We start from the raw sequence: 13,768 nt of genomic DNA, 5'->3' as shown, positions 1-13,768 counted from the left end.
GTTACTCGTCCCGCCCGGCCCCGTCACAGTGACCTGCACCGTGCCGGAACCCGCTGGCGCCGTCGCCGTGATCTGCGTCCCCGAATTCACCACAAACGACGCCGACACACCACCGAACCGCACCACCGTCGCACCCGAAAACCCCGAACCCGTCAACGTCACCGACGTCCCACCAACCGCCGGCCCCGAAGCAGGAACCACCGACGTCAGAACCGGCGCGGAAACCGTCGTGTACGTGAACGGCACACCGTTACTCGTCCCCCCGGGCCCCGTCACAGTGACCTGCACCGTGCCGGAACCCGCTGGCGCCGTCGCCGTGATCTGTGTACCGGAGTTGACGACGAACGACGCCGACACAGCACCGAACCGCACCGCGGTGGCACCCGTGAACCCCGAGCCGGTCAGAGTGACCGTCGTACCACCAGCCGACGGGCCCGATGTGGGGGCCACCGATGAGAGGACCGGCGCGGGCGTAGTGACGTAGGTGTAGGTGACGAATTGGTTGCTGATGCCGATCGGGGTGGTGACGGTGACCTGCACTGTGCCGGTGCCGAGTGGGGTGGTGGCGGTGATCTGTGTGTCGGAGTTGACGGTGAACGAGGGCGCCTGTGTGGCGCCGAAGCGGACTGCTGTGGCGCCGGTGAAGCCGGTGCCGGTGACCGTCACAGTGGTACCACCCACGGTGGAGCCCGAGGTGGGTGAGACGGAACTGACTGCGGGCGTGGCTGCGGCAAGGGGCTGCGCGGCGGAAGCGGTTGGCGAATGTGCTGAGCTATTCACGGCCGTGATCCTTCGAGAGCGTGAGCCCCGGCCAGCCGCAGGAGAGATGCGCCGGGCCGAGGCTCGTCAGGGAAGTGAGGTAGCCCGGGCAGGGGAAGGGCGCACCCTGTCCGGGCCTGATGTCCGCACGCCTGGTGGCCATGACCAGGCCGTCAGCGGCTCAGATGGTGGGTCAGATGCCAGGTCCGGCCACGTAGGTGTAGCCACCGGTGGCGGTGGCGCTACCACCGGTGGTGGTCACGGTGACGTTGGTGGCACCGGCAGCCCCGGGCGGGGTGACGACGGAAAGGGTGCTGTCGTCGATGACGGCGAACGGTGCGGGCGTGGCTCCGAAGGTGACCGACTGGGTGGTGCTGAAGTTCGTGCCGGGGATGGTCACCGCAGTTCCTCCGGACGCCGGGCCGGAGGTGGGGTTGAGCGTGCCCAGAGTGGGGCCGTCGACGTAGGTGTAGGACAGACCGTTGTTGGTACCGCCCGCGGTGGTGACACTGACGCCCACCGGCCCGGCCGCCGCGCCCTCCGGTACGGTGACGGTCAGCTGACCGTCGTTGACCACGGTCGGAGTTGCCGTCGCGGCACCGAAGTGCACCGCGGTGGCGGTGGTCAGGCCGGTGCCGTTGATGGTGACGGTATTCCCGCCGCCGGTGACGCCGGATACGGGGGCGATGCTGGACTTGAACGGTGCGCCGACGTAGAAGAACGTCAGCGGGTTGCTGGTGCCGCCGGGGGTGGTCACGGTCACCGGAACCGTACCGGTGCCGGACGGGCTGGTGACGGTGACCGATGTGGGGGTGTTGGCCGTGATGGTGGCTGTCTTGGTGCCGAAGCGCACGGCGGTGGCACCGCCGAGGTTGGTACCGGTGATGGTGACGGTGGTCCCGCCTCCGGTCGATCCCTGGTTGGGGGAAATAGGCATGGTTTTGCTCCTTCATTGCGGTGTGTGAGTGGGAATGACGAACCGAGACCGGACGGCTGGGACCGCCGCGATGGAGATCTGGGTTTGCCCGGTGGAGCATCCGGCCGCTACGTCGGCCGGGCCGTCAGGTGCAGCCGATGACGCTGCCTGACGGAGCACAGTTGTCCGGGGTGTTGCCGCTCACCGTGGTGGCCAGCAGGACCGCTCCCCCGGAGTTGACATAGATGCCGCCGCCACTGGAGGTGGCGGTGTTACCGGTGACGGAGCTGGCTGTCAGCGAGACGGTGCCGTTGTCGGTGTAGATGCCGCCCCCGGCAACGGCGGTGTTGCCGGTGACGGCACTCGTCAGCAGGGAGACCGTGCCACCCAGGTTCGAGATGCCGCCTCCCGGGAAAGGAGGCACGGCACTGCCGCCGCGCACGGTGACCCCCACCGCGCTCAACTCGCCTTTGGTTCCCGGCACGTTCGCGGCCCCTTGGACTTGTAGCACCCGGAAGGCCGGCGCGCTCGGGTCGCGGGCGATGGTGACTCCCATCCCCAGCAGGGTGATCGGAGTGGTGATGGGCGGCAGCCCCACCGGACCGGTGGGCCCGCTGCCGTGCGCGCTGGTGAGTTGGTAGGTGCAGAACGGCACCAGCGCCAAGGTGTCCCCGCCCGCGGCGTTGGCCGCATTGATCGCGTTCACCAGCGAGGTTTCGCTGCACAGCACGGGAGTCTGAGCGTGCGCCGTGTTCGGGACCGCGACCATCCCCAGGGTCAACGCCAGGGTCAGGGCACAGACACCGAGAATGGAGCGCAAGGTACGGAGAGTTCGCATGACATCCCCAGGAAGAGGTGACGTGAGCTACCCGCACCGACGATGCCGACGAACGGCACGGGACGATGCTTCACTTTCCCTGCGGGGAGGGCACCACCGCGGCGCCAGGGCTGCACCGCCGCCTACTCTCAAGTGGGATCACAGCAAGGTAGGCCAGTTGCTCTCCTCCGAGAGGGTGGGCGGCTCACCGGATTGGATGGTCATCAGTAACCCACCGGAGTGAGCATGCCTGCAACGCCCTTGACGGTTCGTCACTCGGATGGCAGAGCTCGCACCGGTCGAGACGCACAACACCGATGAGCCGGCGCCGGGTCGTTCCACCCCCGGGCCTCGTGCGGACGATCGGGTGACCCGCGCCGGGAGTGTTGCCCCTCAACTCACCGGATAGGTTCCTGAGTTCGTCCGATTCCGGTGGGCCGCCCATCCTCTCCGGGGGAGCAGAAGGCACCTTGCCTGGTTCGGAGCATCAGTGTGATGACGGTGCGGTCGAGCGCTCCTCCGTTGAGGACATGCCAGGGACCGGCCATGCCGGCACGCCTGCGGCGCCGAATGGTACGGCGGGCCCACGAACTGGTCTGGAGCCGTCATGCATGCTGTCCGTCCTGTTCGCCCCGTGGACGCCACCTTTCCGGCGTCTTCCCGGACCAGGGGTCCTACAGCGGCGGCACCCTGGTGACCCTCATCGGGCGCCACTTCACCGGTGCCACGGCGGTGCGCTTCGGTGCCCCTCCGGCGCCGAGCTTCGCCGTCCTCGACGACGAGACCATCGTCACGGTGAGTCCCCGGGCAGCGGGGTGGTCCCGGTCACGGTCACCACCTCCGGCGGAAGCGCGCACATCGGCTACTTCCATTACCTTTCCTGGCCCGGTCTGTCGGGCATCGTGCCCGCCACAGGGCCGGTCGGCGGTGGCAATACCGTCGCGCTCAGCGGCGTCAATCTGAGCACCGCGCTGGTGGTGCACTTCGGTGCTGCCGTCACCTTCCCCACGGTGGTCTCCGACCGGCAGATCCCACGACCACGGGCAGCCCGTTCACCCTCACGGCCACCTACAGCGGGGACACCAGCTTCACGGCCTCCACGTCACCGGCCGCAGCAGGGGGCTCCCGGCGGATCAGCCGATGTGCGATCCGGTCTTCTCGAGGGCCTCGCGCACGGGCTGGTAGAAGGACTCGCCGCCGAAGAGGCAGTCGCCCCTGCCTCCTGAGGTCAGGCCGAGTGCGGTGTCGCCCTCGAAGAGCGGCCCGCCGCTGTCCCCGGTTTCGGCACAGACACCGGCCTGGATCAGACCGTCGACCGACCCCTCCTGGTAGTTGGCGGTCACCTCGACCGCGGTGATGTCACCGCCGTGGATGTGCGTGCTGCTGCCGCTGCGCTGCACCTTCTCCCCCACGATCGGATCGCCGACCGTGGTGATGGCCTGCATGCGGCCGTTGTAGAGGTCCACCCGGCTGGGGTGCACGACGTCGGCGGCGGTATGCCTGACGATCCCGAAGTCGTCACCGGGGAAGGTGCCGGTCTCCGTCACGGCGATTTCCGGGCCCCCTTGTGTGGCGGACCAGCTCCGTACCGCGTTGGTGCAGTGCCCGGCGGTCAGGAAGTACGGCTTCCCGCCCTTGATGACGTTGAAGCCGAGCGAGCAGCGCGCGCCGCTGCCCCAGATGGCGCCGCCACCGGCGATCAGCGGCCGGAGCGTGCCCGCCGATTGCCGGAGGGCGGCCCGGTCACCGAGCGAGGTGGCGACGCTCTTGAGCTGCTTCAGGCGGTCGCCCGTGACCGTACGGTCAGCGACGATGACCACCTGGTTGGTCTTGGGGTCCATCGCCCAGGACGTCCCCGGGATCGTGGCTCTCGCCTTGAGGGTCGCGCGGGCGGCGTTCAGCGAGGTGAGGGAATGCTTGACGATCCTGGCCTCGGCGCCGGCGCCCCGGGCCTTGTCCGCGGCGGCCGCGGTGGTCACATTGACGATGAGCTTGTGGTTCCGGGCGTCGTAGTAGAAGCCCGCCGCGTCGGCGCCGAGGGCGGAGCTGATATCCCTGGCGCGTTGTGCGGCGGCAGTGGCCGTCGGGGGCTCCGGGGCCTTGGCGGGGGCGGCTTGGGCGCTCGGAAGGGTGAGTGCGGCGGCGATCAGGGCCACCACACCGGCGCCTCCGAGGACGGTGCGGGACATGGGTGCGCTTGTGTGCTTCAACTCAAGACCTCTGGTGTGGGGTTGGGCCCGCGGTGGATGTCCGAGTCCGCGGGAAGCAGGCTTTCCCCCTCCGTTAACCGAAGTTGTTCATTCATTCCTGTGCCTGCTGCGCGCTACACCCCTCCGGCCACAGGTCCGCAGGAATCACCTGGACGGCCGGTGGCGCAATCGGCCGCCGTCCGGATAGTGCGGCGCTCCTTCTCCACCGGCTCCCCGAGGAACGGATTCGAGGTATTCACCAACGGCCTTTGTTCCATGCGATGTTCCATGAGGTGTCCCATGAATGGCCAAGTGCCGCGATCCACACACCACCTCTGACCCATTGCTGCGGACGGGGCGCACGAGGCACTGCTCCGTACGAGTGAAATCGGGGCGGCCTCCCTATGCATGGGACGTGTCGCGGTGGGTCAATCGAGCTATCCGCGCGACGGGCCGCCCATTCCTCCGCACGGGCCGGATCAGTCATTCCATCCGATCCCCCGGGCGCCCCTGCCCGCGCACCCCTGCGCATGTGTGTGGTGGTCACGGTCCTGGGCGTTCTCTCGCAGGAGGCCTCTCGTGCACCATCTCCCCAGACCGTCGTCCCGGTCCGCCGCCACGGCGAACCGAGTTGTTGTCGGCCGCATCGGCAGGGAGAAGCCGTCGGCGAAGGACGGCGCACGGTCCGGCCGACCCAGGCGGTTGCCTTCTCTGACCGGTCTGCGTTTCGCCGCCGCGGGCGGAGTCGTCTACACCCACAGCTCGCTGATGATCAACCCGCACCTCGCCCAAACCCTCGGGCCCGAGGTGTGGGTGGGAGCGAGTTCGGTTTCGCTCTTCTTCATTCTGAGCGGATATGTGCTGACCCATTCCGCCCGTCCGACCGACACCGCACGTGCTTTCTGGCGACGACGTGCCGCCAAGATTCTGCCGAATCACGTACTGATCTGGTGTGTGGTCGTTGCCGCGCTCGCCAGTACCGGCGCGGCGCGCGCCACGCGGGGTTCCGGATGGGTGGCGGACCTCTCCAGCCTGTTCCTGGTGAATACCTGGGTTCCCAGCCAGCGCTTCATCTCCGCAGGCAACCCTGTTTCCTGGTCACTGGCCGCCGAGATGTTCTTCTATCTCCTCTTCCCCGTACTCCTGCCGTGGGTCGATCGGCTGTCGCGCCGTGGGCTTCTGATCGGTGCGGGCGCCGCCATCGCCGTCGTCTGGACATGCCCGGTGCTCTATGAGTTCGTCTTCAACCCCGGCGGGCCGTCGTTCCCCGGATACTGGTCCTTGTACATGCTGCCGATCACGCGGCTGCCCGAGTTCCTCCTCGGCATGTTGGCGGCCCGTATCTCCTCGGCGGGAATCCGGCTTCCGCGTGTGGGTGTTCTCCCGGCCGCGCTGGGTGTCGTCAGCACGATCGTGGTGAACAGCACCTTGCTGCCGCACAGTTTCCTCTACGCGGCCTCGACCGTGGTCCCGCTCGTCATGCTGGTTCACGCCACCGCCGAACTGGACCTGCGCGGCAGAAAGTCGCTGCTGCGCACCCCTGCTCTGGTGTTCCTCGGCGAGATCTCCTACGCCGTGTATCTGGTCCATTTCCTGGTGCTGGGCTTGATGTACCTGGCTCTGACGGGTCATGGCTGGAACAACCTCTCCGTGGTTCTGGCCGGTCTTCCCGTCGTACTGCTGACCTCGTGGCTGTTGTACGCAGGGGTGGAGCGGCCGTGTGTGCGCCGCTTCTCCACGCCTCGTGCTCGTGGTCGCGCGCGCGTGGCCGCAACCCCGTGAGCGCACCGGGGTGGTCCGCCGGCCCGTGCAGGGTGCGGCCGGCCTCCGGAGGCGGCCCATGGGGCCGCACCCGCCGACAGATCCGGTGTCCCACGCTCCTTCCCCCAGGCTCCCTCTGAAAGAAGCCCCCCATGACGAGTACCCGAAGCGAGCAGATCGCCGCCCACCGGCCCCGTTACCAGGACGAGCTGGCACACGGGCTGGAGCGGTTCTTCGAACCACGGCGCACCACATGCCCCTGGTGCACCTCCTCCCGGCTGCGCGGGCGCCTGCGCACCACCGACCATCCGCAGCACAAGCCCGGGAAATTCGCACTCGACCAGTGCCGCAGCTGCGGTCACGTGTTCCAGAACCCCCGGCTGAGCGCGGACGGGCTGGATTTCTACTACCGCGACTGTTACGACGGCCTGGGCGAGGCGACGATGGCCCGGCTGGCCTGCTCGCCGCTCGCCATCAGGCTCTACCGGGCCCGCGCCCGGGCCATGCTCCCGTTCAACCGCCCCCTGCTGTGGCTGGACGTGGGCACCGGTCACGGCCACTTCTGCGCCGAAGCCCGGAGAATCCACCAGGACACCGAATTCCACGGGCTCGACTGGGGCGAAGGCGTCGAGATCGCCGCACGCAACGACCGCATCGCGCGGGCCTACCGGGGCTCCTTCGTCGGGCTGGCCGGCCAGTTGGCCTGTCAGTACGACGTGGTGAGCATGCACCACTACCTGGAACACACCCTGGCGCCGCGGCAGGAACTGGCCGCCGCCCACACCGCGCTCCGGCCCGGCGGTCACCTCCTGGTGGAGGTCCCCGACCCCGAGTCCGCCTCCGCCCGGTTGCTCGGCCAGTGGTGGGGCCCGTGGCTCCAGCCTCAGCACCTGCACTTCATCCCGTTGGACAACCTCTGTAGTGCACTGGCCGAGCAGGGTTTCAGCGTCGTGGCCACCGACCGGCGGGAGCCCCATGTCCCCACCGATCTGACGTCCGCGGCGGTGAACATGCTCAAATCCGTCCTGCCGGGCGAAGATCTGCCCTGGCTGCCCGAGCGGCCCGGCCCGCTCAGCCGCTGGGCCCGCAGGTTGTCGCTGCTGGTCGTCGCCCCCGTGCTCCTCGTCCTCGTCGCACTCGATCTGCTGCTGGCGCCCCTCACACGCCGCACCCGGCTGTCCAACGCCTACCGGGTGGTCGCACGCCGCGACTGACCGCGTCCCCCGTCCGCTGCGCCGTCGCCCCGCGCGGAGCGTGTCACCAGGCCCCTGTCCACCACCAACTGCGCAGAGATTCCAGCAGGTTCGGACGGCAAACGCATTCGGCGAAGCGGCCGTCCGAGTGAAGCCCGCCGCGGTCGGAATCACCGCAGCCGAGGAAACGGAAGACTGCCGACCATGCACATCCTCATCGCTACCGCAGGTTCGCACGGGGACGTGGCTCCGTACACCGGTCTGGGGACCCGGCTGCACCGGGCCGGGCACAAGGTGGTGATAGCCACCCACGCGCGCTCGGCCGAACTGGTCCGTCGCAGCGGCCTGGGTTTCCACCCCCTTCCGCTCGACCGGTATGCCACGTCCGCAGCGGATGACAAGAAGGGCAACGGGCCGGGGAAAGCCGGCCAGGGTGCCGGTCTCTCCAAGGTCGAGCAAATGCGGCTGGCCCGGGAGCTGGCTCCGGAAATGGCCGACGCGGTGACCGAGGCCTGTGCATCGGGCCCAGAGGTCCTCATGTTCTCCAGCAGCTTGGCCCCCTTGGGGCTCGTGGCGGCGGAAGGTCTGCAACTTCCGGGCATCGGTGTGTTCTTGCAGCCCCTCGCTCCCACCGGGGAGTTCCCGCCGGTCATCTTCGACATGCCGTCGTTGGGTCCGTTCGGCAACCGGGCCCTGGGCCGGTGCGCCCAGTCGTTGCTGGCCCGGGCCTTTGCCCCTGGTGTGCGCCATCTCCAGCGACGACTGGGCGTGACGGAACGGGCCCTGGAGCGGCGGGGGGCAACGTGGCCCATCCACCACGGTTTCAGCCCGGCGGTGGTTCCCCGGCCTGCCGACTGGCGGCCGGGCATGGAAGTGGCGGGTTACTGGTGGCCGTCGGAAGTTCCCGACTGGACGCCGGAGGCCGGGCTGGCGGATTTCCTCCGGTCCGGCCCGCCACCGGTGTTTGTGGGCTTCGGCAGCATGGCGCCCAGTGACCCGGAGCGGCTCGGACGTCTCCTGGCACGGGCCTTCCGGCTCGCCGGAGTGCGCGGTGTGGTCCAGACGAGCTGGGCCGGCCTGTCCGTCGACGGGGACGATGTACTGACGGTGGGCGAGGTCCCGCACGCCCAGCTGTTTCCGCACATGGCGGCCGTCGTCCACCATGCGGGTGCCGGGACCACGGCGGCCGGGCTGCGCGCGGGGGTGCCCGCGGTCCCGGTGCCGATGATGCTGGACCAGCCCTTCTGGTCGTCGCGTCTCACCTCGCTCGGGGTCAGTCCGGGAAGGATCCCCTTCGGGCGGCTGTCCGCTGAGAACCTCGCGGCCGCGCTACGGAAAGCCGTGCACGACCCCCGGTACCGTCATCGCGCGCGGCAGGTCTCGGCGCTGATCGGCACGGAGGACGGCGCCGGCCGGGTTCTGGCGACGGTGGAGCAACTGGCCGGAGGAGACCGCGGGAAGGGCCAAGGTCCCGTTCGCTGAGGCTTCTGGTGGGCCGGTGCACCCCCGAGGCCGCCGCGGCGGTCCTCCGCCACCACCTGGGCCGGCTCTTCCCCGCCGGCGGGTGAACCGGCCCCGCAACAGGGCTGCTTGGAGCCGTCCGGCGAAACCGTCACCCTCGCGCTGCGGCCGGTGCGTACGGTGCCCGACAGCCCCCGGGCGAACCGACGTACCCTCGCCGGAGATCACGCTCCCACGGAAGGACTGTGCATGGCCAAGGCATTGACCGGACCACTCATCACTGCCATCCACGCGGACCGCGTGCGCCGGGTGGGCGCCCTCTTGAAGCTGGGGGCCTCCCCGTCCGCGCCGAATGCCGAGGGCGAGACGCCGTTGTACCTGGCCGCGGTGTCGGGGAAGACGGACATGGTGAGGCTGCTCCTCGAAGCGGGGGCAACACCGGATGCGGAGAGCCGGGGAGAGGGAACTGCGGGGCTGCCGCTGTGCGCCGCCGCCTGCTGGGACCATTCCGGCGCGGTGCACGAACTGCTCGCTCACGGCGCCGACCCCGACCGGCGGGAGGACGACGGCACTTCGTACACCGCCTTGATGTGGGCTGCCACGGGAGGCCATCAGCGGACCGCCGAGCTCCTGCTCGAAGCGCATGCCGACCCGGACGCGGGATGCGGCGGGCGCACTCCGCTGATGGCGGCGGCCGAGCGGGGATCAATTGCGGTGGTACGGGCTCTGCTGCGGCACGGCGCCGACCCGCACCGCACCGATGAACAGGGCCGGACGGCATCGGATATGGCCCGCGAACGGTGCGGCAAAGACGTCGAGAGCGAGCTGCGCGAGCGGGCGGGCGTCCTCCCGGATGCCAGGTACGAGGTCCGGCGCAGCCCTCGCGCCGAGGGCACGGAGCTCGTCGAGCTCACGGTCAGCTCACCGGACGGCACCGGTGGCGCCTCGTGGCTGGTGGAGACGGGGCACGCCCTGATCGCCGCGCTTCTGCGGGAAAACATGCAGGGTTGAGGCTCGTCGGCACGGCCTTGCGGGCGCCCGGGTCGGCGTCGCAGCCACCACGGGCAGCGCGCATCCGGAGGCGGAAGCCGCCTCGGGGCCGCCCCCTTCACGGATGGCGCACCCGTATTCTGCGCCCGCCGCTTTCCGTGCACCGGTTTTCAGAGCACCCGCTTTCAGCGCACTCCGTGGGGCCGGAACTGGATGCTGATCCGCGGGCCCGCCGCCCGTGTGCTCTTGGGGATCGCGTGCTCCCAAGTCCGTTGGCAGGAGCCGCCCATCACGATCAGGTCGCCGTGCCCCAACGGCCGCCGGACGGTGCCGCCGCCGTGGCGCGGACGGAGCAGCAGATCGCGTGGCGCCCCCACGGACACGATGGCGACCATCGTGTCCTCGCGGTCACCGCGGCCGATCCGGTCACCGTGCCAGGCGACGCTGTCGCGGCCGTCCCGGTAGTAACAGAGACCGGCCGTGGTGAACGGTTCGCCGAGCTCGGTGGCGTAGTGGGCGGAGAGCACGTCCCTCGCCTCGTCCAGCACGGGGTGCGGCAGCGTGTCGTCGGCCCGGTAGAAGGCCAGCAGCCGTGGTACGTCCACCACCCGCTCGTACATCCGCCGGCGCTCGGCCTCCCAGGGAACCTCGGCGGCGAGCTGATCGAACAAGGCGTCCGCCCCGCTCAGCCACCCGGGCAGCAGATCGATCCAGGCACCGTCGCCGAGCTCGGTCCTGCGCACCCCGCGCAGCGGACCGAGGCGGACCTCGTCGGCCTGGTCGAAGAGCGAGCCCTGAAGGTGCATGGCCATGCTTTCAGGGTACCCACATATTCGAATGAATGTTCTGGTGGGCGGTCGGTTCCTCCGGGACGGCCTTGCCTGTGCGGGGCGCCGGGCGCAGGCTGAAGACATGGGCAACGAAGAAGGCCCTACGCTCATCACTTCCGTCCAGCGAGCCTTCCGCCTGATGGAAGCCGTGGGTGCGCACGAGGGCGGCGCACCGGCGAAACAGCTGGCACGTGAGACAGGCCTGCCGCTGGCCACCACCTATCACCTCTTGCGCACGCTGGCGCACGACGGGTACATCCGGAAGCTGGAGGACGGCGGTTTTGTGCTAGGGGACAAGCTGGACACCCTCCAGGCCGGCGGGCAGGCGCAGGCGCTGCTCAACCGCGTCCGCCCCGCGCTCGCGGCACTGCGGGACGACCTGTCGGCCGCGGCCTACCTGACCTTCTACGAGGACGGCGAGATCCGGGTCGCCGAGATCGTCGACGGCCCCCGGGCGCCGCGGGTCGACCTGTGGGTGGGCTTCGAGGACGCCGGGCACGCCACGGCGCTGGGCAAGTGCGTGCTCCGCGAGCTGGACGACGAGGCCCGCGACGACTATCTCTCCCGGCACCCCCTCGCCGACCTCACCCCACGCACCATCACGGGCCGTGCCGAATTGCTGCGCAATCTCGACACCCTGCCCATGGCGCCGGTGGTGACGGACATGGAGGAGTACACCCTCGGTACGTTCTGTCTCGCGGTGCCGGTGTACAGCGGAGAGATGCTCGGGTCCCTCGGCGTATCGCTCCGGGCGGACCGGGTCTCCCGTATCGACGCGGTCCGGGACCGGCTGCTCCCGGCGGCGAGCCGTGTGACCAGGGGGCTCTCACTCACTATCTGAAATTCCGGCCCTTGCGCCTTCCCCTCGGATACCCGTTTCCTGGATGAAATGGACATTTGGGCATGTGAGTGCCCCGAGCAAGGAAGCGAGCCGCGGACCAGGACATGCGCCAAGCCCGGATCCATCACCACGACCACCAGCCGCGGTGGCAGCTCACCAAGCCGTTCTCCGCTCTGCGGGCCCCGATCCAGCAGGCAGTGCCGCCCCGGGGCGAGGCATCGTCCGGCGCGAAGGGTGCCCGCCGGCACTGCGCCTCCGGCGTGCCGCTTCTGATCATCGCGACCGTGGCGGTCCTCTGCCTTTCCGGGGGCACCGGCATGAGCTGGCTGCCGCTGCTCGCCGTGGGTCCCGCGCTGGCCTCCGCGACCAGCGGGCCGTGGGGCGTGCTGCGCATCGGTGTCCTGGCGGTGGCGCTCGGTGCGGCGCTCGGTGTGCAGGGTGGCGCGCCGGGTGGCGAGCAGGCGATTGTGCTCTCCACGCTGTCCGCCGTCACGCTGGCCGGCAGCCTGGCCAGCGCGCTGCGCAGGCGTCGCGAACGGGTGCTGGCCGCCGTGCGTTCGGTTGCCGAGGCCGCACAGCACGCCTTTCTCAAGCCTGTGCCCGCGACGGTCGGGCACTTCCAGACGGCGGTCCGCTACAGCGCCGCCGCTGCCGAGGCACGGATCGGCGGGGATCTCTACGCCCTGGTGCCCACACCGTTCGGGGTGCGGCTGATCGTCGGCGATGTGCGCGGCAAGGGGCTGCCGGCGGTGGGGATCGCCGCCCTGGTCCTGGGCGTTTTCCGGGAAGCGGCCTACGACGAGCCGGATCTCCTCGATGTCGTCCACCGGATCGAGCGGAGCCTGGCACGCAACCTCGGCCCGGACGACTTCGTCACCGCGGTGCTGGCGGGATACCCCGAGTCCGGCCGTATGGAGCTGGTCAACTGCGGACATGCCGCTCCGCTCCTGGTCCACGACGCGGGCGTACTGCCCGTCGAGCCGGTCCACCCGGCCCCGCCGCTCGGGCTGCGGGCCCTCTCCGGCGAGACTCCCAGCCTCCAGGAAATAGCCCTGACCGACGGGGACCAACTGCTCTTCTACACCGATGGCGTGACCGAGGCCCGTGACCACAAGCGTGAGTTCTATCCGCTGGTGGAGCGGCTGTCCCGGCACATTTCGGAGGAGCCTTCGCACACTCTGGCCGCGCTCCATGAGGACCTGCTCGCGCATGTGGGCGGCGAGCTGCACGACGACGCCGCCATGCTCCTCCTCCGGAAGCCGGCCGGCACCGCCTCGACGGCACCGCACGAGCCCGCCGACACCGCGTCGACGGCACCGCACGAGCCCGCCGGCCGGATGCCCTCCCTGCGGGTGGCCGCTGGATGAACGCGGCTCACAGGAGGGTGTGCGGTGTGGCGACGGAAGGGAGAGCCGGGTACCCGGTGGTGGGCTGAGTACAGTCGATCATGTTGATCGTCCCGAACGGTCAACCGCAATGTACTCACGTACGGAGGAGCGCCTCGTATGTCGAACCCACCGCTTCCCGAGCCGGCAGTCGCCATGTTGCGCAAGGCGAATCCGGCCGTCATCACGACTCTGCGGTCGGACGGGCAGCCGGTTTCCACAGCCACCTGGTACCTCTGGGACAACGGCCGGGTGCTGGTCAATATGGACGAAGGCCGCAAACGGCTGGAGCACCTCCGCAACGACCCCCGGGTCTCCCTCACCGTGCTGGACGAGAGCAACTGGTACACGCACCTCAGCCTCATCGGCCACGTCGCAGAAATCCGTGACGACGAAGAACTCGCCGACATCGACCGGCTGGCACAGCACTACATCGGCAAGCCGTACCCGCAGCGGGACCGCCGCCGGGTCAGCGCCTGGATCGAGATCGACCGCTGGCACGGGTGGGGCAGCATGAAGGACAGCGCCCAACCGGGCTGACGACGGGCGGCAACCGGTCGGCGGTCGTTCCGAACGGCGCGTGGGCCCCGTGCGACGACGGGCGCGGGCCGGTCCTCCCGCCCGCA

Annotated in this window: 13 protein-coding genes and 1 pseudogene; 9 read left to right on the top strand and 5 right to left on the bottom strand. The window is 69.7% G+C overall.

Annotated elements, in window-relative coordinates:
• Positions 1-42: 42 nt before the first annotated feature.
• The 3 genes and pseudogenes from IF67_RS44635 to IF67_RS0105885 all read right to left on the bottom strand — a co-directional run.
• Positions 43-666, bottom strand: a pseudogene (locus IF67_RS44635) (IPT/TIG domain-containing protein); the annotation flags it as partial.
• A 286-nt stretch (positions 667-952) separates the two neighbouring features.
• Positions 953-1,696 carry an IPT/TIG domain-containing protein gene (locus IF67_RS0105890; protein ID WP_030982832.1) on the bottom strand — a complete coding sequence of 248 codons (744 nt, stop codon included), beginning with the start codon at positions 1,694-1,696 and terminating at the stop codon, positions 953-955.
• A 124-nt stretch (positions 1,697-1,820) separates the two neighbouring features.
• On the bottom strand, positions 1,821-2,495 hold the full coding sequence (locus IF67_RS0105885) for a hypothetical protein (protein ID WP_234340987.1): 675 nt from the start codon (positions 2,493-2,495) through the stop codon (positions 1,821-1,823).
• A 492-nt stretch (positions 2,496-2,987) separates the two neighbouring features.
• Between IF67_RS0105885 and IF67_RS46145 the strand changes: the two genes are divergently transcribed.
• Together IF67_RS46145 and IF67_RS46140 are read left to right on the top strand one after the other, a co-directional pair.
• Complete coding sequence (locus IF67_RS46145; protein WP_420708607.1) at positions 2,988-3,455, top strand: IPT/TIG domain-containing protein; 468 nt, start codon at positions 2,988-2,990, stop codon at positions 3,453-3,455.
• On the top strand, positions 3,395-3,718 hold the full coding sequence (locus tag IF67_RS46140) for an IPT/TIG domain-containing protein (RefSeq protein WP_158713036.1): 324 nt from the start codon (positions 3,395-3,397) through the stop codon (positions 3,716-3,718). Before IF67_RS46145 ends, IF67_RS46140 begins: the two co-directional genes overlap by 61 nt.
• Here the strand turns inward: IF67_RS46140 and IF67_RS0105880 are convergent.
• Positions 3,626-4,681 carry a S1 family peptidase gene (locus IF67_RS0105880; protein ID WP_030982829.1) on the bottom strand — a complete coding sequence of 352 codons (1,056 nt, stop codon included), beginning with the start codon at positions 4,679-4,681 and terminating at the stop codon, positions 3,626-3,628. The two genes, IF67_RS46140 and IF67_RS0105880, sit on opposite strands and share 93 nt — an antisense overlap.
• A 702-nt stretch (positions 4,682-5,383) precedes the next feature.
• Here IF67_RS0105880 and IF67_RS0105875 point away from each other — a divergent pair.
• The 4 genes from IF67_RS0105875 to IF67_RS0105860 all read left to right on the top strand — a co-directional run bounded on the left by IF67_RS0105875 (position 5,384) and on the right by IF67_RS0105860 (position 10,107).
• A complete protein-coding gene (locus IF67_RS0105875) occupies positions 5,384-6,463 on the top strand; it encodes an acyltransferase family protein (protein ID WP_030982826.1) in 1,080 nt (359 codons plus the stop codon).
• A gap of 131 nt (positions 6,464-6,594) precedes the next feature.
• On the top strand, positions 6,595-7,656 hold the full coding sequence (locus IF67_RS0105870) for a class I SAM-dependent methyltransferase (RefSeq protein ID WP_030982824.1): 1,062 nt from the start codon (positions 6,595-6,597) through the stop codon (positions 7,654-7,656).
• A 183-nt stretch (positions 7,657-7,839) separates the two neighbouring features.
• Positions 7,840-9,117: a glycosyltransferase gene (locus IF67_RS0105865; protein ID WP_030982822.1), complete on the top strand. Its 1,278-nt coding sequence runs from the start codon at positions 7,840-7,842 to the stop codon at positions 9,115-9,117.
• A gap of 228 nt (positions 9,118-9,345) precedes the next feature.
• Positions 9,346-10,107 carry an ankyrin repeat domain-containing protein gene (locus IF67_RS0105860; RefSeq protein ID WP_030982821.1) on the top strand — a complete coding sequence of 254 codons (762 nt, stop codon included), beginning with the start codon at positions 9,346-9,348 and terminating at the stop codon, positions 10,105-10,107.
• A 164-nt stretch (positions 10,108-10,271) separates the two neighbouring features.
• Here the strand turns inward: IF67_RS0105860 and IF67_RS0105855 are convergent, their stop codons facing one another.
• Positions 10,272-10,898 carry an alpha-ketoglutarate-dependent dioxygenase AlkB gene (locus IF67_RS0105855; protein WP_030982819.1) on the bottom strand — a complete coding sequence of 209 codons (627 nt, stop codon included), beginning with the start codon at positions 10,896-10,898 and terminating at the stop codon, positions 10,272-10,274.
• A gap of 100 nt (positions 10,899-10,998) precedes the next feature.
• Between IF67_RS0105855 and IF67_RS0105850 the strand changes: the two genes are divergently transcribed.
• The 3 genes from IF67_RS0105850 (at position 10,999) to IF67_RS0105840 (ending at position 13,682) form a co-directional block, all read left to right on the top strand.
• A complete protein-coding gene (locus IF67_RS0105850; protein ID WP_030982817.1) occupies positions 10,999-11,757 on the top strand; it encodes an IclR family transcriptional regulator in 759 nt (252 codons plus the stop codon).
• A 104-nt stretch (positions 11,758-11,861) separates the two neighbouring features.
• A complete protein-coding gene (locus IF67_RS0105845) occupies positions 11,862-13,124 on the top strand; it encodes a PP2C family protein-serine/threonine phosphatase (RefSeq protein ID WP_078889281.1) in 1,263 nt (420 codons plus the stop codon).
• A gap of 138 nt (positions 13,125-13,262) precedes the next feature.
• Positions 13,263-13,682: a PPOX class F420-dependent oxidoreductase gene (locus tag IF67_RS0105840; protein WP_030982814.1), complete on the top strand. Its 420-nt coding sequence runs from the start codon at positions 13,263-13,265 to the stop codon at positions 13,680-13,682.
• The last annotated feature ends 86 nt before the right edge of the window (positions 13,683-13,768 follow it).

Origin of the sequence: Streptomyces sp. NRRL S-1813, assembly GCF_000719605.1 — a bacterium.
Classification (GTDB): Bacteria; Actinomycetota; Actinomycetes; order Streptomycetales; family Streptomycetaceae; genus Streptomyces; species Streptomyces decoyicus.
This window is presented reverse-complemented; position numbering and strand designations above follow the sequence as displayed.